The 21,453-nt window shown below is 68.0% G+C and carries 17 protein-coding genes; 10 read left to right on the forward strand and 7 right to left on the reverse strand.

Features of this window, described 5'->3' with window-relative positions; genetic code table 11:
* Positions 1-138 precede the first annotated feature (138 nt).
* The 4 genes from rplI to rpsF form a co-directional block, all read right to left on the reverse strand.
* Positions 139-585 (reverse strand): 50S ribosomal protein L9, encoded by a 447-nt coding sequence (gene rplI / locus OG522_RS18710; RefSeq protein WP_329464117.1) that lies wholly within the window; start codon positions 583-585, stop codon positions 139-141.
* A gap of 18 nt (positions 586-603) precedes the next feature.
* Positions 604-840, reverse strand: coding sequence for a 30S ribosomal protein S18 (gene rpsR / locus OG522_RS18715; RefSeq protein WP_005315025.1), 237 nt, complete (start codon positions 838-840; stop codon positions 604-606).
* 43 nt (positions 841-883) lie between these two features.
* Entirely contained in the window at positions 884-1,468 is a 585-nt protein-coding gene (locus tag OG522_RS18720) for a single-stranded DNA-binding protein (RefSeq protein ID WP_329464118.1), read from the reverse strand.
* 74 nt (positions 1,469-1,542) lie between these two features.
* On the reverse strand, positions 1,543-1,833 hold the full coding sequence (rpsF, locus tag OG522_RS18725) for a 30S ribosomal protein S6 (RefSeq protein WP_100575641.1): 291 nt from the start codon (positions 1,831-1,833) through the stop codon (positions 1,543-1,545).
* Positions 1,834-2,097: 264 nt separating this feature from the next.
* Between rpsF and OG522_RS18730 the strand changes: the two genes are divergently transcribed.
* From OG522_RS18730 to OG522_RS18740, 3 genes are all read left to right on the forward strand, one after another.
* Complete coding sequence (locus OG522_RS18730; protein WP_329464119.1) at positions 2,098-2,415, forward strand: hypothetical protein; 318 nt, start codon at positions 2,098-2,100, stop codon at positions 2,413-2,415.
* A 146-nt stretch (positions 2,416-2,561) separates the two neighbouring features.
* The gene (locus tag OG522_RS18735; protein WP_329464120.1) at positions 2,562-3,680 is read left to right on the forward strand and encodes a lipid II:glycine glycyltransferase FemX; all 1,119 of its coding nucleotides are present in this window, start codon (positions 2,562-2,564) and stop codon (positions 3,678-3,680) included.
* Positions 3,681-3,747: 67 nt separating this feature from the next.
* Positions 3,748-4,779, forward strand: coding sequence for an alanine racemase (locus OG522_RS18740; RefSeq protein ID WP_329464121.1), 1,032 nt, complete (start codon positions 3,748-3,750; stop codon positions 4,777-4,779).
* A gap of 76 nt (positions 4,780-4,855) precedes the next feature.
* On the opposite strand, the gene OG522_RS18745 is transcribed toward OG522_RS18740, so the two are convergent.
* Positions 4,856-6,364, reverse strand: coding sequence for a glycosyltransferase family 87 protein (locus OG522_RS18745; RefSeq protein WP_329464122.1), 1,509 nt, complete (start codon positions 6,362-6,364; stop codon positions 4,856-4,858).
* Positions 6,365-6,534: 170 nt separating this feature from the next.
* On the reverse strand, positions 6,535-9,210 hold the full coding sequence (locus tag OG522_RS18750) for a transglycosylase domain-containing protein (RefSeq protein ID WP_329464123.1): 2,676 nt from the start codon (positions 9,208-9,210) through the stop codon (positions 6,535-6,537).
* 375 nt (positions 9,211-9,585) lie between these two features.
* On the opposite strand from OG522_RS18750, the gene OG522_RS18755 reads away from it, so the two are divergent.
* The 4 genes from OG522_RS18755 to OG522_RS18770 all read left to right on the forward strand — a co-directional run bounded on the left by OG522_RS18755 (position 9,586) and on the right by OG522_RS18770 (position 13,323).
* Positions 9,586-10,269, forward strand: coding sequence for a PadR family transcriptional regulator (locus tag OG522_RS18755; RefSeq protein WP_329464124.1), 684 nt, complete (start codon positions 9,586-9,588; stop codon positions 10,267-10,269).
* Positions 10,270-10,319: 50 nt separating this feature from the next.
* Complete coding sequence (locus OG522_RS18760; protein WP_329464125.1) at positions 10,320-11,402, forward strand: inositol-3-phosphate synthase; 1,083 nt, start codon at positions 10,320-10,322, stop codon at positions 11,400-11,402.
* Positions 11,403-11,483: 81 nt separating this feature from the next.
* Positions 11,484-12,746, forward strand: a complete 1,263-nt coding sequence (locus OG522_RS18765) for an MFS transporter (protein WP_329464126.1) — start codon at positions 11,484-11,486, stop codon at positions 12,744-12,746.
* A gap of 106 nt (positions 12,747-12,852) precedes the next feature.
* Entirely contained in the window at positions 12,853-13,323 is a 471-nt protein-coding gene (locus OG522_RS18770) for an LppU/SCO3897 family protein (protein ID WP_329464127.1), read from the forward strand.
* Positions 13,324-13,410: 87 nt separating this feature from the next.
* Here the strand turns inward: OG522_RS18770 and OG522_RS18775 are convergent, their stop codons facing one another.
* Positions 13,411-14,853, reverse strand: a complete 1,443-nt coding sequence (locus OG522_RS18775; RefSeq protein ID WP_329464128.1) for a CCA tRNA nucleotidyltransferase — start codon at positions 14,851-14,853, stop codon at positions 13,411-13,413.
* 184 nt (positions 14,854-15,037) lie between these two features.
* On the opposite strand from OG522_RS18775, the gene OG522_RS18780 reads away from it, so the two are divergent.
* From OG522_RS18780 to OG522_RS18790, 3 genes are all read left to right on the forward strand, one after another.
* Positions 15,038-17,359 carry a DUF6049 family protein gene (locus tag OG522_RS18780; RefSeq protein WP_329467643.1) on the forward strand — a complete coding sequence of 774 codons (2,322 nt, stop codon included), beginning with the start codon at positions 15,038-15,040 and terminating at the stop codon, positions 17,357-17,359.
* Positions 17,360-17,404: 45 nt separating this feature from the next.
* Positions 17,405-19,573: a murein biosynthesis integral membrane protein MurJ gene (murJ, locus tag OG522_RS18785; protein ID WP_329464129.1), complete on the forward strand. Its 2,169-nt coding sequence runs from the start codon at positions 17,405-17,407 to the stop codon at positions 19,571-19,573.
* A 128-nt stretch (positions 19,574-19,701) separates the two neighbouring features.
* Positions 19,702-21,429, forward strand: a complete 1,728-nt coding sequence (locus OG522_RS18790) for a protein kinase family protein (RefSeq protein ID WP_329464130.1) — start codon at positions 19,702-19,704, stop codon at positions 21,427-21,429.
* Positions 21,430-21,453 lie beyond the last annotated feature (24 nt).

The raw sequence follows: 21,453 nt of genomic DNA on the forward strand, positions 1-21,453 counted from the left end.
TTCACGTGAAACGCCCCTCCGAAGCGTCCCCTGCGAAAGAGCGGACGCAGAGCGAGGGCAGAGGGTCCGCGTTTCACCTGGAACACAGCGAAAGGGCCGCACCCTGAGGGATGCGGCCCTTTCTGTGCTGTGCAGCGCTTAGGCGGCGATGACCTCGACGCCAAGCTTCGCGACAACGTCGGCGTGCAGACGCACGGACACCTGGTGGGCACCAAGGGTCTTGATCGGCGAACCGAGCTCGACGCGGCGCTTGTCCACGTCCGGGCCACCGGCAGCCTTGATCGCCGAAGCGACGTCAGCCTGGGTGACGGAGCCGAAGAGACGGCCGGCGTCGCCGGAGCGAACAGCCAGACGCACCTTCACGCCCTCGAGCTGAGCCTTGACCTCGTTGGCCTGCTCGATGGTCGCGATCTCGTGGATCTTGCGCGCACGACGAATCTGCGCGACATCCTTCTCGCCACCCTTGGTCCAGCGGATCGCGAAACCACGCGGGACCAGGTAGTTGCGAGCGTAGCCGTCCTTGACGTCAACGACGTCGCCGGCAGTGCCGAGGCCAGAGACCTCGTGGGTGAGGATGATCTTCATTATTCGGTCACCCTTCCCTTATCGCGCGGTGGACGTGTAGGGCAGCAGCGCCATCTCACGGCTGTTCTTGACGGCCGTGGCGACGTCACGCTGGTGCTGCGTGCAGTTGCCGGTCACGCGGCGGGCACGGATCTTGCCGCGGTCGGAAATGAACTTCCGCAGCATGTTCGTGTCCTTGTAGTCCACGTAAGCGGTCTTGTCCTTGCAGAAAGCGCAGACCTTCTTCTTAGGCTTGCGCACAGGCGGCTTCGCCATGGTGTTTCTCCTGTGTGATCAAGAAGTGTGGGTACGAGCTGCCCTAGAAGGGCGGCTCGTCCGAGTAGCCGCCGCCGGAGCTTCCGCCCCAGCTGCCACCGCTGCCACCCTGCGGCTGTCCGCCACCGGCCGGTGCGCTGGAAGCCCACGGGTCGTCGGCGGGAGCACCGCCGCCGGCCTGCTGGCTGCCACTGGGGGCTCCGCCCCAGTTGCCACCGCCCTGCTGCTGACCTCCGCCGCCGTAGCCGCCCTGGCCGCCGCGACCGGTGGTCTTGGTGACCTTGGCCGTGGCGTTCTTGAGGCTGGGGCCGACTTCCTCGACGTCCAGCTCGAAGACCGTGCGCTTGACGCCCTCGCGGTCCTCGTACGACCGCTGCCTCAGCCGGCCCTGCACGACTACGCGCATGCCTCGCTGAAGCGACTCCGCGACGTTCTCCGCCGCCTGACGCCAGACCGAGCAGGTCAGGAACAGGCTTTCGCCGTCCTTCCACTCATTGGTCTGACGGTCGAAGGTGCGGGGAGTGGACGCGACACGGAACTTCGCGACGGCCGCACCGGAGGGGGTGAAGCGCAGCTCGGGGTCGTCGACGAGATTGCCGACGACCGTGATGACGGTCTCGCCTGCCATGGATGAACCTCTCGGCGGGGATTGCTGCTGGCTGCTGTGTTGCTACTCGGACCCGATTACCTCTGAGCGGAAGCTCAGTGGGTCTCGGGGCGGAGGACCTTGGTCCGGAGGACCGACTCGTTCAGGTTCATCTGACGGTCGAGCTCCTTGACGACCGCAGGCTCGGCCTGAAGGTCGAGGACCGTGTAGATGCCCTCGGGCTTCTTCTTGATCTCGTAGGCGAGACGACGACGGCCCCAGGTGTCGACCTTCTCAACCTTTCCGTTGCCCTCGCGGACGACGGAGAGGAAGTTCTCGATCAGGGGAGAGACAGCGCGCTCCTCCAGATCGGGGTCGAGGATGACCATCACCTCGTAGTGACGCATGTGGAACCCACCTCCTTTGGACTCAGCGGCCACGGTCGTTCCGTGGCAGGAGGGTCGTGATGCGTAAGCAACGGTATCGGCGACCACTGACAATCCCCCTCCACGAGGAGCGGGACGGCATGCGGGCACGGCTGACACCGGTGCAGACCGTTCAGAGTACCTGTTGACCCGCTTCCGGTTGAAATCCGGTGGGCAGGGGACGCAGTCTGTACAGATCGGGTGTGTGCGGCGTCACCCTCGCCGCCTTCCGCCAGGAGGTGCCCCATGGCACAAGCAGTGCGACCGAATGCCCCTGTTTCCCTCTTCGCGACCGACGGCAAGCCCCATCCCCTCCAGGACACGTTCGCGGCCGTCACGGTCGTGCTGGGAGTGCTGGCCTTCACCACGGCGTGGTTCTACAACCTCCACCTGATCAGCTCGTGGGCCGGGCTCCTCGGCATCCTCACCGGTGCCTACGGGCAGTTCATCTCGGCCACGACCCGCGAGCGCTTCCTGCTGATCCTGGGACTCGGCGCATCCGCTGTCGGCTTCTTCCTCGGCATGGCCCATGGCGGCCTCTTCGGCGGTGTCGTCGGCGGCTGACCGCCGCGCGGAACCCACCGCCACCGGATGGCCGTACGGCGTGGTGCCGTACGGCCATCCTGGGCGCTCCTGCGGCCCAGTAGGCTTCGGCACGAGAGCCGGAGCCCCTGTACCCATGGGGACACACCTGCCGAGGAGCGCCCCGCATGAGCCTGACCCTGAGGACCATCAGCCGTGAGCAGCATCTGGCGTACATCCAGAGCCTGCCCTCGGCGAGCCACTGCCAGGTCCCGGCGTGGGCTGATGTCAAGACTGAATGGCGTTCGGAGAGCCTCGGCTGGTTCGACAAGAACGGCGAGCTCGTCGGTGCCGGTCTTGTGCTGTACCGCCAGCTCCCCAAGGTCAAGCGCTACTTGGCGTATCTGCCCGAGGGGCCGGTCATCAACTGGTACGCGCCCAACCTGGACGAGTGGCTGAAGCCGATGCTCGCGCACCTCAAGCAGCAGGGCGCGTTCTCCGTGAAGATGGGCCCGCCCGTCGTCATCCGCCGCTGGGACTCGGCCGCCATCAAGTCCGGTATCCAGGACCCGGATGTGAAGCGCCTGCGCGACGTCGAGGCCTCGCACATCGAGCCGCGCGCCTTCGAAGTCGCCGACCGGTTGCGGAAGATGGGCTGGCAGCAGGGCGAGGACGGTGGCGCCGGATTCGGCGACGTCCAGCCGCGCTACGTCTTCCAGGTTCCGCTGGCCAACCGTTCGCTGGACGACGTCCTCAAGGGCTTCAACCAGCTGTGGCGCCGCAACATCAAGAAGGCCGAGAAGGGCGGTGTCGAGGTCGTCCAGGGCGGCTACGAGGACCTCGCCGAGTGGCAGCGCCTGTACGAGATCACCGCGGTACGCGACCACTTCCGGCCGCGCCCGCTGTCCTACTTCCAGCGCATGTGGACGGTCCTCAACTCCGAGGACCCCAACCGGATGCGGCTCTACTTCGCGCGCCACAACGGCGTGAACCTGTCGGCGGCGACGATGCTGGTCGTCGGTGGCCACGTCTGGTACTCCTACGGTGCCTCCGACAACATCGGGCGCGAGGTCCGGCCCTCCAACGCGATGCAGTGGCGGATGCTCCGCGACGCGTACGCGATGGGTGCGACGGTCTACGACCTGCGCGGCATCTCCGACTCGCTGGATGAGACCGACCACCTCTTCGGCCTCATCCAGTTCAAGGTGGGCACCGGAGGCGAGGCGGCCGAGTATCTCGGCGAGTGGGACTTCCCGTTGAACAAGTTGCTCCACAAGGCGCTCGACATCTATATGTCGCGTCGCTGACCGGTTGCGTAACCTCGTTCCTCGTACCTCCTACACATCGCAGCCATCAGAAAGGTCCGGACGGCCAATGGCGCTCACCCTCTACGTCGACTCCGCTCGCTGGCGGGCGCACCAGAAGTCCGTGATCGACCAGTTCCCGGGCATCGTCCCGGTCTGCAAAGGCAACGGCTACGGCTTCGGCCACGAGCGGCTCGCGGACGAGGTGTCCCGCTTCGGCTCGGACATCCTGGCGGTCGGCACCACCTATGAAGCCGCCAGCATCAAGGACTGGTTCAGCGGCGATCTTCTCGTCCTGACGCCGTTCAGGCGTGGCGAGGAGCCGGTGCCGCTGCCCGACCGCGTCATCCGCTCGGTCTCCTCGGTGGACGGCGTGCACGCCCTGGTCGGCGCTCGCGTGGTCATCGAGTGCATGAGCTCGATGAAGCGCCACGGCGTCAAGGAGGAGGAGCTCGGCATGCTCCACTCCGCCATCGAGGACGTACGCCTCGAAGGCTTCGCGCTGCACCTCCCGCTGGACCGCACCGACGGCTCGGACGCCGTCGAGGAGGTCATCGCATGGATGGACCGCCTGCGCGCGGCCCGTCTGCCGCTGCACACGATGTTCGTCAGCCATCTGCGGTCCGAAGAGCAGGCGCGGCTGCAACAGCAGTTCCCGCAGACCCGCTTCAGGGCCCGCATCGGAACGCGGCTGTGGCTCGGCGACCACGAGGCGACCGAGTACCGCGGCGCCGTCCTCGACGTCACCCGCGTGGCCAAGGGCGACCGGTTCGGCTACCGCCAGCAGAAGGTCGCCTCCGACGGCTGGCTCGTCGTGGTCGCCGGCGGCACCTCGCACGGCGTGGGCCTTGAGGCCCCGAAGGCCCTGCACGGTGTGATGCCGCGCGCCAAGGGCGTCGCGCGTGCTGGGCTCGCCACCGTCAACCGCAACCTGTCGCCGTTCGTCTGGGCGGGCAAGCAGCGCTGGTTCGCGGAGCCGCCGCACATGCAGGTGTCGATCCTGTTCGTTCCCTCGGACTCGCAGGAGCCGCACGTGGGCGACGAGTTGGTGGCCCATCTGCGGCACACGACCACGCAGTTCGACCGCCTGGTCGACCGCTAGTCGCGAGCCGACCGCTCACAGAACATCGGGCCCCTGACCGACGACAGCCGCCGTCGGTCAGGGGCCCGAGCCTCTTCTACGACGCGGGGGACTTCGTGCCCCATTCGACGCGCGGCCCCTCGACACGGTGCGTCGCGTGCCGTGGCGGATGCGCCGCCTGCCCCAGGACGAACACGTCCTCGGCGCGGTCGAGGACGCCGCCCGAGGGGTCGTCCGTTCCGTCCCGACGCACCACGTCCCGCTCCGGCATCAGGATGTCGCGCACGACGAGAGCGCACAGGTACAAGGTCGTCAACAGGTGGGCGGCGATGGCCAGTTGGTAGCCCTCGGGCGGCAGCCCCTGATGCTTTTCACCGCTCATCGTGTAGGCGAGGTACAGCCAGATCCCGAGGAAGTACACGACTTCGCCGGCCTGCCAGATCAGGAAGTCCCGCCAGCGCGGCCTGGCGAGCGCCGCCAGGGGGATCAGCCACAGGACGTACTGCGGCGAGTAGACCTTGTTGGTGATGACGAATGCGGCGACGACCAGGAAGGCGAGCTGTGCGAAGCGCGGGCGGCGCGGAGCGGTGAGCGTGAGCACCGCGATTCCGGCGCAGGCGAGGACCATCAGGAGCGCGGCCAGCGTGTTCACCATGTCGGTGTCCAGGCCCTTGCCCGTGCGCTGCGAAATGATCAGCCAGAACGAACCGAAGTCGACGGACCGCTCCTGGCTGAAGGTGTAGAACTTCTTCCACCCCTCGGGCGCGAGCATCATGACCGGCAGGTTCACGACCAGCCAGGCACCCGCGGCGCCCAGCATCGCGGCCCCGAGTTCCCGCCACTTTCCGGCGCGCCAGCACAGCACGAGCAAGGGGCCGAGCAGCAGTACGGGGTAGAGCTTCGCGGCCGTTGCCAGGCCGATCAGGATGCCGAAGGCGAGCGAGCGGCCACGGGACCACATCAGCATGGCCGCAGCGGTGAGCGCGACGGCGAACAGGTCCCAGTTGATGGTGGCCGTGAGCGCGAAAGCGGGGGCGAGCGCGACGAGCAGGGCGTCCCAGGGGCGTCGGCGGTGCGTGCGCGCGACACAGACGGCGATGACGGCCGTGCAGACCATCAGCATTCCGGCGTTGACCATCCAGTACATCTGCTCGCGGTGCTGCATGTCGCCGCTGCCGGGGGTCAGCCAGGAGGCGACTTCCATGAACAGGCCGGTCAACACCGGGTACTCCAGGTAGTTCATATCGCCGTTGAGGCGGTCGAAGTACGGGACCAGATTGTCGGCGAAACCGCGGAGCGAGTACAGGTGCGGGATGTCCGAGTAGCACGCGTGCGTGTACTGCGAATTGGCACCCCGAAACCACGCCCAGTCGTAGCAGGGCAGCTTCTGGGCCATCCCCAGGGCGAACATGCCGAGCGCGACGAGCACCACGATCCTGATCGGAGTGAGCCAGTGGCGACCGGGGCCGGCCCAGCGGCCAAGCGGGCCGCCGATCAGCTGGCTGCCGGCCACGGCGACCTCGTCCTGCTCCGTGGGGTGCACGACGGGTTCCGCGGAGGCTCCGCGCCGGTCCTCGTGCACACGGGGGCTCGTCTCGCTCGTCATGCCCGACATCCTGCCGTACGCCGCTGTGGATACGGGGAGCGGTGGTGTTTCACGTGAAACGAGAGGTGTGTTTCACGTGAAACGAGGAGGCTCCAAGCGGAGGGTTCCACGCAAGCCGAAGGGGCGGTGTTTCACGTGAAACACCGCCCCTCGTCTTCAGTCGGCCGGACCTAGCCGTTGGGTCCTGCGATCCAGCCCCCCGGGCCGCCGGGTTTCGATCGGGTGGGCGACGGACTCAGGGTGGGCCCGCCGGCCGCTCCGCCGTTCGTCGGGCCCTGATTGGTGCCACCCGTGTCGGTGCAGCTCCAGTCCCACTTGCTGCACGAGTTGCTGGGACTCGGAGAGGGCGACAGCGACGGGGTGCTGGAGGGCTTGGTGGACGGGGACGGCGAGGGTGAGGTGCTCTGCGAGGGAACGGCGGTGGGGCTGGGCGACATGCCAGAGCCGTAGACCTTGTCACCGATCTTCTCGGCGGCGGGGAACGTCTCGGCCGGAGAGTTGCCGAGTGCCTGGTCCATGTAGTCGTGCCAGATGGTGGACGGGAAGGACGCGCCGTGGATCTTCTCCTGGCCGCCGGTTCCGAACATCTCCAGGAACTCGCGCTTCTTGCTGGTCTCGTTGTCGTCCAGCCGGTACATGTCGACGGCGGTCGAGTACTGCGGCGTGTAGCCGACGAACCATGCCGACTTGTTGCCGTCGGTCGTACCCGTCTTGCCCGCCACCTCGCGGCCATCGAGCTTCGCGTGCGTTCCCGTGCCCTTCTCGACGACGGTCTTCAGTACGTCCGTGACGTTGTTGGCCACAGCGGCGGGGATGGCGCTCTTGGCCTGGTCCTGGTGCTGGTAGATCACCTTCCCCTCCTTCTTCACCGACGTGACGGAGAACGGGTCTCGCTGCGTGCCGCTGGCGGCGAAGGTGGCGTACGCACCGGCCATCCGGATCGCGCTGGGTGACGACGTACCGATGGAGAACGACGGAACGCTGGAGGAGGCCATGCTGGTCTTGTTGTCGTGCAGCCCCGCCGCCATGGCGACCTGCTTCACCTTGTCGGTGCCGACGTCCATGCCGAGCTGGACGTACGGGGTGTTCACCGACTCCTGCATGGCATAGCGGAGGTCGATGCCGTAGCTCGGCGGGTTGTAGGACTGGTTGCCGTCGTTGGTCTGCAACCACTCGTTGCCGTTCTCGTCCTTCCAGACGGACCCGTCGTAGTTCTTGATCTTCAGCTTGTTCTTGCCGCTGTAGATGCTGTCGGGCGAAACAGGCGTCCGGTCCGAGTCGCTCTGCTGCGCGGGCTTCTTCGGGTCGCGCTTTCCGTACTCCATACCGGCCGCCAGGACGAACGGCTTGAAGGTCGAGCCGACCTGGGCGCCGGTTTCGTCCGCATTGTTGGTGAAGTGCCTGGTAGCGTCCTCACCGCCGTAGATGGCCGCAATGGCCCCCGTCTTCACCTCCACGGAAGCGGCGCCGAACTGGACGAAGGTGTCCACCTTCGGGCGCTTCTTCGGGTCGATGTTCTTGTCCCGGACCTCCTTGACGACGTTCTCCATCTCCTGGACCTTCTTCTTGTCGAAGGTCGTGTAGATCTGGTAACCGCCCTTGTTCAGGTCGATGTCCGGGTTGGCGTTCTTCGCGTACGCCTGGGCGAGGTCCACGAGGTAGCCGATCTGCCCGCTGAGGTTCGCGTTCTTCTTCGGCTTGTCGGGCATCGGGAAAGTCGTGTACTTCGCACGCTCGGCCGCGTCCATGTGCTTGTCCTTGACCTCCTGGTCAAGGATCCAGCCCCAGCGCTCCGTGGCGTTCTTCGTGTTCTGCTGCGCGGTGGCCGCGGGGTCGATCTCCGGGGCTCCGGCCGGGTCGAAGTAGGTCGCGCCCTTGAGGAGCGAGGCGAGGAAGGCACACTCGCTCGGGTTCAGGTCCTTGGCGTCCTTGCTGTAGTACGTACGGGCCGCCGCCTGCAGGCCGTACGCGCCGCGGCCGTAGTAGGCGGTGTTGAGGTAGCCCGCCATGATCTCGCTCTTCTTCTTGGTCGCACCGACCTTGATGGAGATGAAGAGCTCTTTGAACTTACGGGTGATCGTCTGCGACTGGTCGTCGAGGCGGGCGTTCTTCACGTACTGCTGCGTGATGGTCGAGCCGCCCTGGGTCTGGCCGCCCTTCGCCATGTTCAGCAGGGCGCGGGCGATGCCCTGGGGGTCGACGCCGCTGTCGGTCTCGAACGTCTTGTTCTCGGCCGAGATGACGGCGTACCGCATCGCCGGCGGGATCTGCTCGTACGGGATGATCTGGCGGTTCACCTCACCGCCGGTGGCGACCATCTGCGAGCCGTCCGCCCAGTAGTAGACGTTGTTCTCGGCCGTCGCCGCGCGGGCCACGTCCGGGACGCCCACCAGGTAATACGCCACACCGATGAAGACCACCAGCACGCCGAAGCAGCCCACACAGGTGGCGCTGACCAGCTTCCAGGACGGCATCCAGCGACGCCAGCCGTTCTTGCCGTAGCGGGGGTAGTCGATGAACCGCCTTTTGGGCGGCCGACCGCCGCCCGCGCCGCCCCCGGCCGACCGGCGCCCCGGCCCGCCAGGAGGGCCGGCGCCGTCTGCCGCACGCCTGCGGGCGCCGCCCCGCTGAGCCCTGCGCGCCTCGGCCCGCCCGCCAGGGGCGCGCTCCTCTGCGTGCGGCGCCGACGGCGCCCCGTACGCACTGGATGGCGACTGGGCCGAGGGGTCCGGGGATCCGCTCGCCGGCCGAGCCCCTCTGCGCCCGGAGGGCTGCTGCGCGGCGCGCCGGGCAGCGGCACGTCCACCGCCCTGGGGTTGCGACGGTTTGCGACGGTGCTCGCTCATCGAACGACTACTCCTCGGGCAGGCGAGAGCGCCTGGAAACGGCAGCTGGGTTCCTGTCCCCCCGGTACGCGAAGCTCCCCGGTGAAGGGCGCGTCCACGCTGCATCCCATGTGCCGATGGCGCTGAACACGCCGACGCCCCCTGACGTCACCCGGCACACAGTGGTCTGCATGGCGCACAGACTACGCACGCTCAAAACCCCCCTAGGGCCGAAGGTCACCCCAAATCAGGCAAGTCGCTTCCTATGAATTGAGGATGTGACGCCGTTCACCATGGCCCCACTTGTCGCAGCTGCGACTCGGGCCTATCGTGCTGATGTATCGAGTCGATACATCAGCACGGCATAAAGGTCCCCGACGACCGAGGAGGCGAAGGATGAGCAGGCGCTCCGGCATCCTCGAATTCGCCGTACTCGGCCTGCTCCGCGAGGCTCCGATGCACGGTTACGAGCTGCGCAAGCGGCTCAACACCTCGCTGGGGATCTTCCGGGCCTTCAGTTACGGGACCCTCTACCCCTGCCTCAAGACGCTGGTCGCCAACGGCTGGTTGATCGAGGAGCCGGGCAGCGCTCCCGAGGATGCGCTCGCCGCTTCACTCGCAGGGCGCCGCGCCAAGATCGTCTACCGGTTGACGGCGGAAGGTAAGGAGCACTTCGAGGAGCTGCTCTCCCACACCGGCCCCGACACCTGGGAGGACGAGCACTTCGCAGCCCGTTTCGCCTTCTTCGGGCAGACGGAGCGAGAGGTGCGGATGCGCGTGCTGGAAGGTCGCCGCAGCAGGCTGGAGGAGCGCCTCGAAAAGATGCGCGCCTCCCTGGCCCGCACGCGCGAGCGCCTGGACGACTACACGCTTGAGCTACAGCGCCACGGCATGGAGTCCGTGGAGCGCGAGGTGCGCTGGCTGAACGAGCTCATCGAGAGCGAGCGGGCGGGACGGGATCAGCGATCCGGCCCCGAAACCGGCTCGGCTCAGCAGGACCACACATCAGGAGAGACGGGCGGCCTGCCCCGGCACCGGGACAGCACCCGGCCGGATCCGTCCGAGGACACCGCCAACTGAAGGCCCTGCGCACGCAGGACTTCGAAGAGATCAAACAGGGAGCAACCGGAATGGGTTCGGTTCGCGTAGCCATCGTCGGCGTGGGCAACTGCGCCGCCTCGCTGGTGCAGGGCGTCGAGTACTACAAGGACGCCGACCCGGCCACCAAGGTCCCGGGTCTGATGCACGTCCAGTTCGGCGACTACCACGTCGGCGACGTGGAGTTCGTCGCCGCGTTCGACGTCGACGCCAAGAAGGTCGGCCTCGACCTCTCTGACGCCATCGGTGCCAGCGAGAACAACACCATCAAGATCTGCGACGTCCCGAACAAGGGCGTCACGGTCCAGCGCGGCCACACCCTGGACGGTCTCGGCAAGTACTACCGCATGACGATCGAGGAGTCCGCCGAGGCCCCGGTCGACGTCGTCCAGGTCCTCAAGGACAAGCAGGTCGACGTTCTGATCTGCTACCTGCCGGTCGGTTCCGAGGACGCTGCGAAGTTCTACGCGCAGTGCGCCATCGACGCCAAGGTCGCGTTCGTCAACGCTCTTCCGGTCTTCATCGCCGGCACCAAGGAGTGGGCGGACAAGTTCACCGAGGCGGGCGTCCCGATCGTCGGCGACGACATCAAGTCGCAGGTCGGCGCCACCATCACGCACCGTGTGATGGCGAAGCTCTTCGAGGACCGCGGTGTCCGTCTTGAGCGCACCATGCAGCTCAACGTCGGCGGCAACATGGACTTCAAGAACATGCTGGAGCGCGACCGCCTCGAGTCCAAGAAGATCTCCAAGACGCAGGCCGTCACCTCGCAGATCCCCGACCGCGACATGGGCGAGAAGAACGTCCACATCGGTCCGTCGGACTACGTGGCCTGGCTGGACGACCGCAAGTGGGCGTACGTGCGTCTTGAGGGCCGTGCCTTCGGCGACGTTCCGCTGAACCTGGAGTACAAGCTCGAGGTCTGGGACTCCCCGAACTCCGCCGGTGTCATCATCGACGCCCTGCGCGCAGCGAAGATCGCCAAGGACCGCGGCATCGGCGGCCCGATCCTGTCGGCGTCGAGCTACTTCATGAAGTCCCCGCCGGTGCAGTACTTCGACGACGAGGCCTTCGCCAACGTCGAGAAGTTCATCAAGGGCGAGGTCGAGCGCTAGAGCTCGCACCCCTGAGGACTGCTGAGGGTCCCTGTGCGCCATGTGCGCCCGGGGACCCTTTCCGTATGTGACGCTTGGCCAATGCCCGTCGTACGTGATCTGTGCGTGCTCCTGCGCCTGAAGGATTTCCGGCATCTGCTGGCCGTGCGGCTGCTGTCCCAGGCCGCGGACGGCGTGTACCAGGTCGCCCTTGCCACGTACGTCGTCTTCTCCCCCGAAAAGCAGGCCTCGGCCGGCGCGATCGCCTCCGCCATGGCCGTCCTCCTGCTCCCTTACTCCCTCGTCGGCCCGTTCGCGGGAGTGCTGCTCGACCGCTGGCGACGCCGACAGGTCTTCCTCTACGGGAACCTCCTGCGGAGCGTCCTCGCCTGCTGCACCGCACTGCTCGTCCTCGAAACCGCGCCCGACTGGCTGTTCTACGCCTCCGCGCTCGCCGTGACAGCCGTCAACCGCTTCGTCCTCGCCGGGCTCTCGGCCTCGCTGCCCCGGGTGGTCGACCCCGAGCGGCTCGTCATGGCCAACTCCCTCTCCCCGACGGCCGGGACCCTGGCCGCCACCGCGGGCGGCGGGCTGGCCTTCGCGCTGCGTCTGGTGATCGACGCCGATGCCGCGACCGTCATTCTGGGCGCCGTCCTCTACCTCTGTGCCGCGCTTGCCTCCCTGAGGCTGGCACCCGGCCTGCTCGGGCCCGACCCCGGGGCCGTGCAGCCCGGCCTGGCCGCGGTGATCACCTCCACCGCACGCGGACTGGCCGACGGCGTACGGCACTTGAACGCACGCAGGCCGGCCGCGCGGGTCCTCCTCGCGATGACGCTGATGCGGTTCTGCTACGGCGGCCTCACCGTGATGCTGCTGATGCTCTGCCGCTACGCCTGGGCGGACGGGCGGGGCACGGGGGCCGGCGGTCTCGCGCTGCTCGGGCTCGCGGTGGGCGTCTCGGGGGCGGGTTTCTTCGCGGCGGCCGTCATGACGCCGTGGGCGGTGACGCAGCTCGGCCCGTACCGGTGGATCGTGGTGTGCTCCGCCACCGCCGCGGTGCTCGAACCGGCGCTCGGCCTGCCCTTCGCCCCCGTCCCGATGCTGATCGCCGCCTTCGTCCTCGGCCTGATCACCCAGGGCGCGAAGATCACCACGGACACCGTGATCCAGTCCACGGTGGACGACTCGTTCCGGGGCCGGATCTTCTCCCTGTACGACGTCCTGTTCAACATGGCCTTCGTGGGCGCCGCCGCGGTCGCTGCCCTAATGCTCCCGCCGGACGGCCGTTCAACCGCCCTGGTCATCACGGTGTCTCTCATCTACGCGGCGGTAGCTGCCTTTATGACCCGCTTTCCGCGCGCCTGAGTGTCACATCGAGGCCACAGAATGGCCTGCGGTGTCGGCGTTGCCCCGGGGGCCCGCTAACTTACGGGCGTCATACATCGCCATCCTTTTCGAGGGGACCCTCTCAGTGACCACGCCGCCCCAGGGCCAGAACCCGTACGCCCAGAACCCCAACGCTCAGTACGGGCAGAACCCTCAGTACGGGCAGCCCGGCTTCCCGCCGCAAGGCGCGCCCTACCAGGGGGTTCCGATGGCTCCGCAGGGCACGCGCCCCAGCGGCGCCAAGAAGGCGTTCAAGGCGATCGGCATCGTCGTCGGCCTGATCGTCATAGCCGGCGGCTGGTACGTCAACCAGCACAGCGAAGACGCCAAGCAACTGGCCGTCGGTGACTGCCTGTACAACAAGGGCACCGACGACAATCCTGACATCCAGCAGGTGAGCTGCACGGACTCCAAGGCGACCAACAAGGTGCTCAAGAAGAGCCCTGGTGCCAGTGTTCCGCAGCTGACCTGTCAGAGCGTCACCGGCACCACTGCGGCCTTCACATGGAAGGAGAAGGGCAACTCCTTCACCCTCTGCCTGGGCGACGCCAAGTAGCACCCCATGCGAAGGGGCGGTGTTTCACGTGAAACACCGCCCCTTCGTCATGCCAACGACCGGTCATGTTTCACGTGAAACATGACCTCAACCCTGCGCAGCCCACCACTCCTTGAGCGCCGCGACGGCCGCATCCTGCTCCATCGGTCCGTTCTCAAGGCGCAGTTCCAGCAGGTGCTTGTACGCCTGCCCGATCGCTGGGCCAGGGCCGATGCCCAGGATCTGCATGATCTGGTTACCGTCGAGGTCGGGCCGGATCGAGTCCAGCTCTTCCTGCTGCTGAAGCTCCGCGATCCGCTCCTCAAGGCCGTCGTAGGCCCGCGACAGCGCGCTCGCCTTACGCTTGTTGCGCGTGGTGCAGTCCGAGCGGGTCAGCTTGTGCAGCCGGTCCAGGAGCGGGCCCGCATCGCGGACGTACCGGCGCACCGCCGAGTCGGTCCACTCCCCGGTGCCGTAGCCGTGGAAGCGCAGATGCAGCTCCACCAGCTGGGCGACGTCCTTGACCATCTCGTTCGAGTACTTCAGCGCGGTCATCCGCTTCTTGGTCATCTTCGCGCCGACCACCTCGTGATGGTGGAAGGAGACCCGGCCGTCCGACTCGAAGCGCCGCGTCCTCGGCTTGCCGATGTCGTGCAACAGCGCAGCGAGACGGAGCACCAGGTCCGGCCCGTCCTGCTCCAGGTCGATCGCCTGGTCCAGAACGGTCAGCGAGTGCTCGTAGACGTCCTTGTGCCGGTGGTGCTCGTCGCTCTCCAGACGCAGCGCGGGCAGTTCCGGCAACACGTGGTCCGCGAGACCGGTGTCCACGAGAAGCCGCAGCCCCTCCTTCGGATGGGCGGAGAGCAGCAGCTTGTTCAGCTCGTCCCGTACGCGCTCGGCGGAGACGATCTCGATGCGGCCCGACATCTCCGTCATGGCGGTGACGACCTCGGGAGCGACCTCGAAGTCCAGCTGGGCGGCGAAACGCGCGGCCCGCATCATCCGCAGCGGGTCGTCGGAGAAGGACTCCTCGGGCGTTCCCGGCGTGCGGAGCACCTGTGCGGCCAGATCATCGAGGCCCCCGTACGGGTCCACGAACTCCTTCTGGGGCAGAGCCACCGCCATCGCGTTGACGGTGAAGTCGCGGCGAACGAGGTCTTCCTCGATGGAGTCGCCGTAGGACACCTCGGGCTTGCGGGAAGTCCTGTCGTAAGCCTCGGAGCGGTAGGTCGTCACCTCGATGAGGTAGCCGTCCTTCTGGCAGCCGACCGTACCGAAGGCGATCCCGACCTCCCAGACGGCGTCCGCCCAGGGCCGCACGATCTTCAGGACGGCCTCGGGGCGGGCATCGGTCGTGAAGTCGAGGTCGTTGCCGAGCCGCCCGAGCAGCGCGTCACGGACCGAGCCGCCGACGAGGGCAAGCGAGAACCCCGCCTCCTCGAATCGGCTGGCGAGATCGTCCGCTACAGGGGACACCCGCAGCAGTTCGCTCACCGCGCGGCGCTGCACCTGGCTCAGTGCACTGGGATTGTCTTCGTTGGCGTTCGGCACAACAGAAAAGGGTACGTGGCCCGGCCGACCGGAGCGTCATCGTTGTTACGGTCCTCTGATGTGCGGAAGCGGCCGTCGGTACGGCACTCTTCCGATCATGTGGAGCAGTCCGCGGCACTTCGCCACAGTGCGCATCGTTACCATGCGTGGACGCAGCAACCGACAGCGAGGGACGGGCAAGCGCGTGGCCGAGGCGGCACATTCCCAGGGGATGACTCCCGCTCCTGCCCGCCGGTGGCTGCGCCGCACGGCGGCGCTGCTCGTCGGCGCCCCCCTGTTCGCGGGCCTGGTGTCCGCCACGGCCGCTCCGGCGGCGCATGCGGCGGAGGAGTCCACCTCGGCGCAGAACGTCCAGGTGTCCCTCGACTCGATGACCCCCAAGGCCCCCGTCAAGAGCGACACGCTGACCATCTCCGGACGGGTCACCAACAAGGGCAGGCAGGCGGTCACCGGAGCCCATGTGGGGCTGCGGGTGGGGCCGAAGCTGTCCGGGCGTACCGCGATCGACGAGGCGGCCGCACGCGGCGGATATTCCGCCAGCGCCGACGCCGGGGAGCTCGGCGACGGTTTCACCGTCAAGTTCCCGAGGCTGGACACCGGGATCAGCCAGGACTTCAGCCTGTCCGTGCCGGTCTCCAAGCTGGGGCTCGGCGAGGACGGCGTGTACCAGCTCGGCGTTTCCCTGTCGGGCCAGACCGCGAATCAGCCGTACGACCAGGTGCTCGGCATCCAGCGGACCTTCCTGCCGTGGCAGCCGGAAGCCACCGAGGGCAAGAAGAGCCAGCTCACGTTCCTGTGGCCGCTGATCTCCTCGGCCCACCTCACCGCCCAGACGGGCTCCGACGCCCAGCAGACGCCCGTCTTCGCCGACGACTCCCTGGCGAAGGAGATCGGCCCCGGCGGGAAGCTGGAGCAGATGGTCTCGCTCGGTCGGCAGCTGCCCGTGACCTGGGTCATAGACCCGGATCTGCTGGCCAGCGTCGACGCGATGACCCGCAACTACAAGATCAAGGTCGGCGACAACCTGGTCCCCGGCACCAGCCAGGACGTGGCCAAGGCGTGGCTGAGCTCGCTGGAGGCGGCGGTCCAGGGCGAGAAGGTCGTGGCCCTCCCCTTCGCCGACCCCGACCTCGCATCGCTCGCCCACCACGGCCGGGACGTCCCCGGCTCGCTGAGCCATCTGCAGAGCGCCACCGAGGTGGCGCAGAAGACCATCGACACGATCCTGCACGTGACCCCGTCGGTCGACTACTCGTGGCCGGTGGACGGCGCCGTCGACCCGTCCATCATCGATGTGGCCACCTCGGCCGGCGCACACAACGTGATCGCGCGCAGCGACAGCCTGCGGGACGGCGCGATTCCCTACGCTCCCACGGCGGCCCGGCCCATCGGCGGCGGCACCAACGCGATCGTCGCCGACGCCCGGCTCTCCACAGCCTTCCAGGGCGACATGTCGAGGGCGGACACCTCGACGCTCGCCGTGCAGGAGTTCCTCGCGCAGACGCTCGCGATCACGCTCCAGGACACCGACAAGCAGCGCAGCATCGTCGTCGCCCCGCAGCGCATGCCGACGGTCAGCCAGGCGCAGACGATGGCCGCCGCACTGCACGCGCTGGATCCGCAGCGCTGGACCCAGCCGCTCGACCTCTCGGCGGCAGCCACCGCCAAGCCCGATCCGCTCGCCATGACGAAGGTGCCCGGCACCGGCGCCTACCCGGACTCGCTGCGCCAGCAGGAGCTGCCGACCGACGCTTTCCAGGACATGAAGAACACCCAGGGCACCCTGGACAAGTTCAAGGTCATCCTGAGCGCACCCGACCGGGTGGTCACGCCGTTCGGCAACGCGGTCAACCGGGAGATGTCGACGTCCTGGCGCGGTGACCCGGGCGGCGCTCAGACCTACCGCACCGGCGTCCAGGTCTACCTGGACGGTCTGACCAGCCAGGTGAACCTGATCCAGAAGTCGACCGCGACCATGTCGGGGCGCAGCGCGACCATCGCGGTCACCGTGCAGAACAAACTCGTGCAGGGCGTCGACCACCTGGTGCTGAGACTCCAGCCGAAGAGCCCGACCCGTCTGCAACTGGGCGAGGACGGCGACGCCATCGGCGAACAGCCGGTGAAGGTGGACGGCGACCGCAGCCAGTCGGTGAAGTTCACCGCCATCGCCAATGCCAACGGTCCCGTACCGGTGACCGCGCGCCTCTACACCCAGGACGGCACGCCCTACGGTGAGCCGATGGAGTTCACCGTCCAGGTCTCCGAGATCACTCCGACGGTGATGCTGGTCATCGCCGGCGGCGTCCTGCTCCTGGTGCTCGCGGGCATCAGGATGTACACCCACCGCAAGCGCTCCATGGCTCGCGATGAATCCGAGGAGAACGGCGACACCGGTCCCTCGAACGGTTCACCGGACACTGATCCCGGGCAGCCGAGTGACCCGACGCCGGACACCGGTCCGGAAAGCGGGGCCCCGCCGGGCCCGGGTGAGAAAGTGGACCATTGAGCTATGTCGTGGCCGGTCGGCCGGGGACGATGAGGTGGGGTAACCATGAACGCGCCGTACGACGGTGACCGTGGGCAGGGCGCTGGCAGCGGTGCCGCGCCCTCCGGGGGCATGCCCCCGGCACCCGCCCAGCACGCACAGGTCCCGCCGCCCCAGCCCGCGCCGGACCCTTACATCCAGGACGCGTACGCCTACGACCCCTACCGGTCGCAGGATCTCTCCGCCCAGGACCCGGTGACCGAGGCGCTCTACGACCGTGCGGCCCACCCGCCGCCGCCTCCGGGCACCTATGCCGAGCAGCCGCCGCTCTACCAGCAGCCGGCCGCCCAGCAGTACGCGCCCGACCCGCGGATCTGGGCGCAGACCCCGCCACCGGAGCCCGAGGGCCCCTCACGCCATCTTCCCTACGGCGACGACGCGAGGACCACGCAGTTCGTGGGCGTCGACGACCTGGTCACGCAGGCGAGTGAGGAACTCCCCGAGCAGGACGCGTTCGCGCACCTGTACCGGGACCAGCAGCAGGCGGGGCCGCCCTCGGAGCCCGCCGCGCCGGAACCGGCTCCCGCCCCGCCGAGCAAGCCCGCCGGGCGCGCCTCCAGCCTGATGAAGTCCAGCGCCGTGATGGCGGCGGGCACCCTGGTGTCCCGGCTGACCGGCTTCGTCCGCAGCCTGGTGATCACGGCCGCGCTGGGCGCCGCACTGCTCGGTGACACGTTCACCATCGCGCTCACCCTGCCGACGATGATCTACATCCTCACCGTCGGCGGCGGTCTGAACTCGGTGTTCGTACCCCAGCTGGTCCGCTCCATGAAGGACGACGAGGACGGCGGCGAGGCCTACGCCAACCGTCTCCTGACACTCGTCATGGTCGCGCTCGGCACCATCGTCGCGCTCGCGGTCCTCGGAGCGCCACTGCTGATCAAGCTGATGTCGCCGACCATCGCCAACGACACGGCCGCCAACAGCGTCGCCGTCACGTTCGCCCGCTACTGCCTGCCCACGATCTTCTTCATGGGTGTGCACGTGGTGATGGGCCAGATCCTCAACGCCCGTGGAAAGTTCGGCGCGATGATGTGGACCCCGGTCCTCAACAACATCGTGATGATCTGCACGTTCGGCCTGTTCATCTGGGTCTACGGCACCTCCGCCGAGTCCCACATGGGCGTCCAGACGATCCCGCACGACGGCGTCCGCCTCCTCGGCATCGGCACCCTGCTCGGCCTGGTCGTGCAGTCCCTGGCGATGCTGCCCTACCTGCGGGAGACCGGTTTCCGCTTCCGGCCGCGCTTCGACTGGAAGGGCCACGGACTCGGCAAGACGGTCAAGCTCGCCAAGTGGACCGTCATGTTCGTGCTTGCCAACCAGGCCGGTGTCATCGTCGTCACGCGGCTCGCCACGGCGGCGGGCAAGGCATCCGGGCGTTCCGGCGCGGGTTTCCTCGCCTACTCCAACGCCCAGCTGATCTGGGGCATGCCACAGGCCATCATCACCGTCTCGGTCATGGCCGCCCTGCTGCCGCGCATCTCGCGGGCCGCGCACGACGACGACCCGGGCGCCGTCCGCGACGACATCTCGCAGGGCTTGCGCACCTCCGCGGTCGCCATCGTCCCGGTCGCCTTCGCGTTCCTGGCGCTCGGCGTCCCCATGTGCACCCTGCTGTACGCCTCCAGTGGCGTCCAGGCCGCCCAGTCGATGGGCTTCATCCTGATGGCCTTCGCGCTCGGCCTGATCCCGTACTCCGTGCAGTACGTCGTCCTGCGCGGCTTCTACGCCTACGAGGACACCCGGACGCCCTTCTACAACACGGTCATCGTGGCGGCCGTCAACGCGGCCGTCTCGGCCCTCTGCTACGTGGTCCTGCCCGCCCGCTGGGCGGTCGTCGGCATGGCCGCCGCGTACGGTTTGGCGTACACCGTGGGTGTCGGAGTGGCCTGGCGGCGACTGCGCAACCGGCTGGGCGGCGACCTGGACGGCGCGCACGTCCTGCGTACGTACGCGCGCCTGTGCCTGGCCGCCGTGCCGGCCGCGGTCGCCGGTGGCGCGGTCGGCTTCGCACTGCTGAAGTTCCTGGGCCAGGGCGCCGGAGGGTCGGTCGTGGCACTGGTCGCAGGCGGTGCTGTCCTGCTCGGGGTCTTCTTCGTGGCGGCCAAGCGGATGCGCATCGAAGAGCTCAACGCCATGGTCGGAATGGTGCGCGGCCGCCTCGGCCGCTGAGGCCGGAGCCCGCGCACAACCATCGTCGGCCACCGCGTGTCGTGCATAGTGCCGGACTGTGGGCACAATTGGCATGACTTTGCATGGCTGGCCGACAGCACGCAACGGATGGGGAGGCAGGAGCGACGGTGGCGGAACGTAGCACGGCTGCCGTCGACGTGGCCGACAACAGCGGCGACAACCCGCTGACCGCCAAGGCGGACAAGGCGACGACCGACGGGGTGACGGAGTCCATCGACACTGCAGACACGGCGGAGATGAGCACGAACGGCACTGGCGGCGAACGCAAGGCCACTGAGCCGTCCATTGCGACGCCCGAACTGCACAGCGGTCACAAGCTGGCCAGACGCTACCGCCTCGAAGAGTGCGTCACCCGTCTGGACGGTTTCAGCAGCTGGCGTGCGGTCGACGAGAAACTCCGCCGCGCCGTAGGCGTCCACCTGCTGCCCGCCGATCATCCGCGGGCACGCTCCGTGCTGGCCGCCGCCCGCTCCTCCGCGCTGCTCGGTGATCCGCGCTTCGTGCAGGTCCTGGACGCCGTCGAGGAGAACGACCTCGTCTACGTCGTCCACGAGTGGCTGCCGGACGCCACCGAGCTCACCGCGCTGCTCGCCCTCGGTCCACTGGAGGCGCACGACGCCTACCAGATGGTCACCCAGGTCTCGCAGGCCATGGCCGCGGCCCACCGCGAGGGCCTCGCCCACCTCAGGCTCACCCCGAGCGCGGTTCTGAGGACCTCCACCGGGCAGTACCGCATCCGTGGCCTTGCCGTGGCCGCCGCGCTGCGCGGCATCAGCTCCGACACCCCTCAGCGCACCGACACCGAGGCCATCGGCGCCCTGCTGTACGCCGCGCTGACCCAGCGCTGGCCGTACGAGAGCGACGCCTACGGCCTGCACGGGCTGCCCAAGGGCGTCGGCCTGATCGCCCCCGATCAGGTACGAGCGGGCGTCCACCGCGGCCTCGCCGAGCTCGCCATGCGGGCCCTGGTCAACGACGGGGCCACCGCGTCCCGTCAGGAGCCGCCCTGCACCACGCCGGACGAGCTGGTCAAGGCCGTCGGGGAGATGCCGCGCATCCGCCCGCCGGAGCCCGCGTTCACTGCGCCGCCCGAGTACCAGCGCACCACCTACCAGCAGGGCACCTACGGCCGCCCCGCCGCAGGCCCCGCCGTCACCCAGCCCGTGGTGCCTCCGCCGCCGCCGCTCCAGGGACGGACCGGCAAGGCGCTCAAGTGGGCCGTGTCGGCCCTCCTGATCGCTGCACTCGGTCTCGGTAGCTGGCAGCTCGCGGACACCCTGCTCCACCGCGACAAGGGGTCCACCGAAACGGGCAACACCCAGACCACGGACCACAGCGACGGCGACGGCGACAAGCCGAAGGCTCCCGTCCCGCTCAAGATCCAGGGGGCCGAGGAGTACGCACCGGACGGAACCCCGCAGGACGCCAAGGATGTCGACAAAACCTACGACGGTGACTCTTCGACGTTCTGGCGTTCCAGGCGCTTCGATGACGGACCGAGACTTGCTCCGTTCAAGATGGGCGTCGGGATCGTCTACGACCTCGGCGCGGAGAAGGATGTCTCCACCGCGTCGATAGCGTTGCGTTTCGGTGGCGACCACACCACGATCAAGCTGTACGCGACAGACTCCATGTCGTCGAGCAAGCAGGTCGACAACATGAAGCTGATCGCAACGACAACGACCAGCAGCACTACAGCCAATCTCACGGCAAAGGCTGCGGTGAAGACGCGCTACGTCGTGCTGTGGATCACTGATGCTCCTTATGCACCTGGTGACGGCTACAGCACACCGGGCTACAAGCAGGCCATCACGGATGTGAAGTTCGCCGGCTGACCGAACGGCAGGGGAGGGACTCAC

The organism is Streptomyces sp. NBC_01431 (assembly GCF_036231355.1).
Classification (GTDB): Bacteria; Actinomycetota; Actinomycetes; order Streptomycetales; family Streptomycetaceae; genus Streptomyces.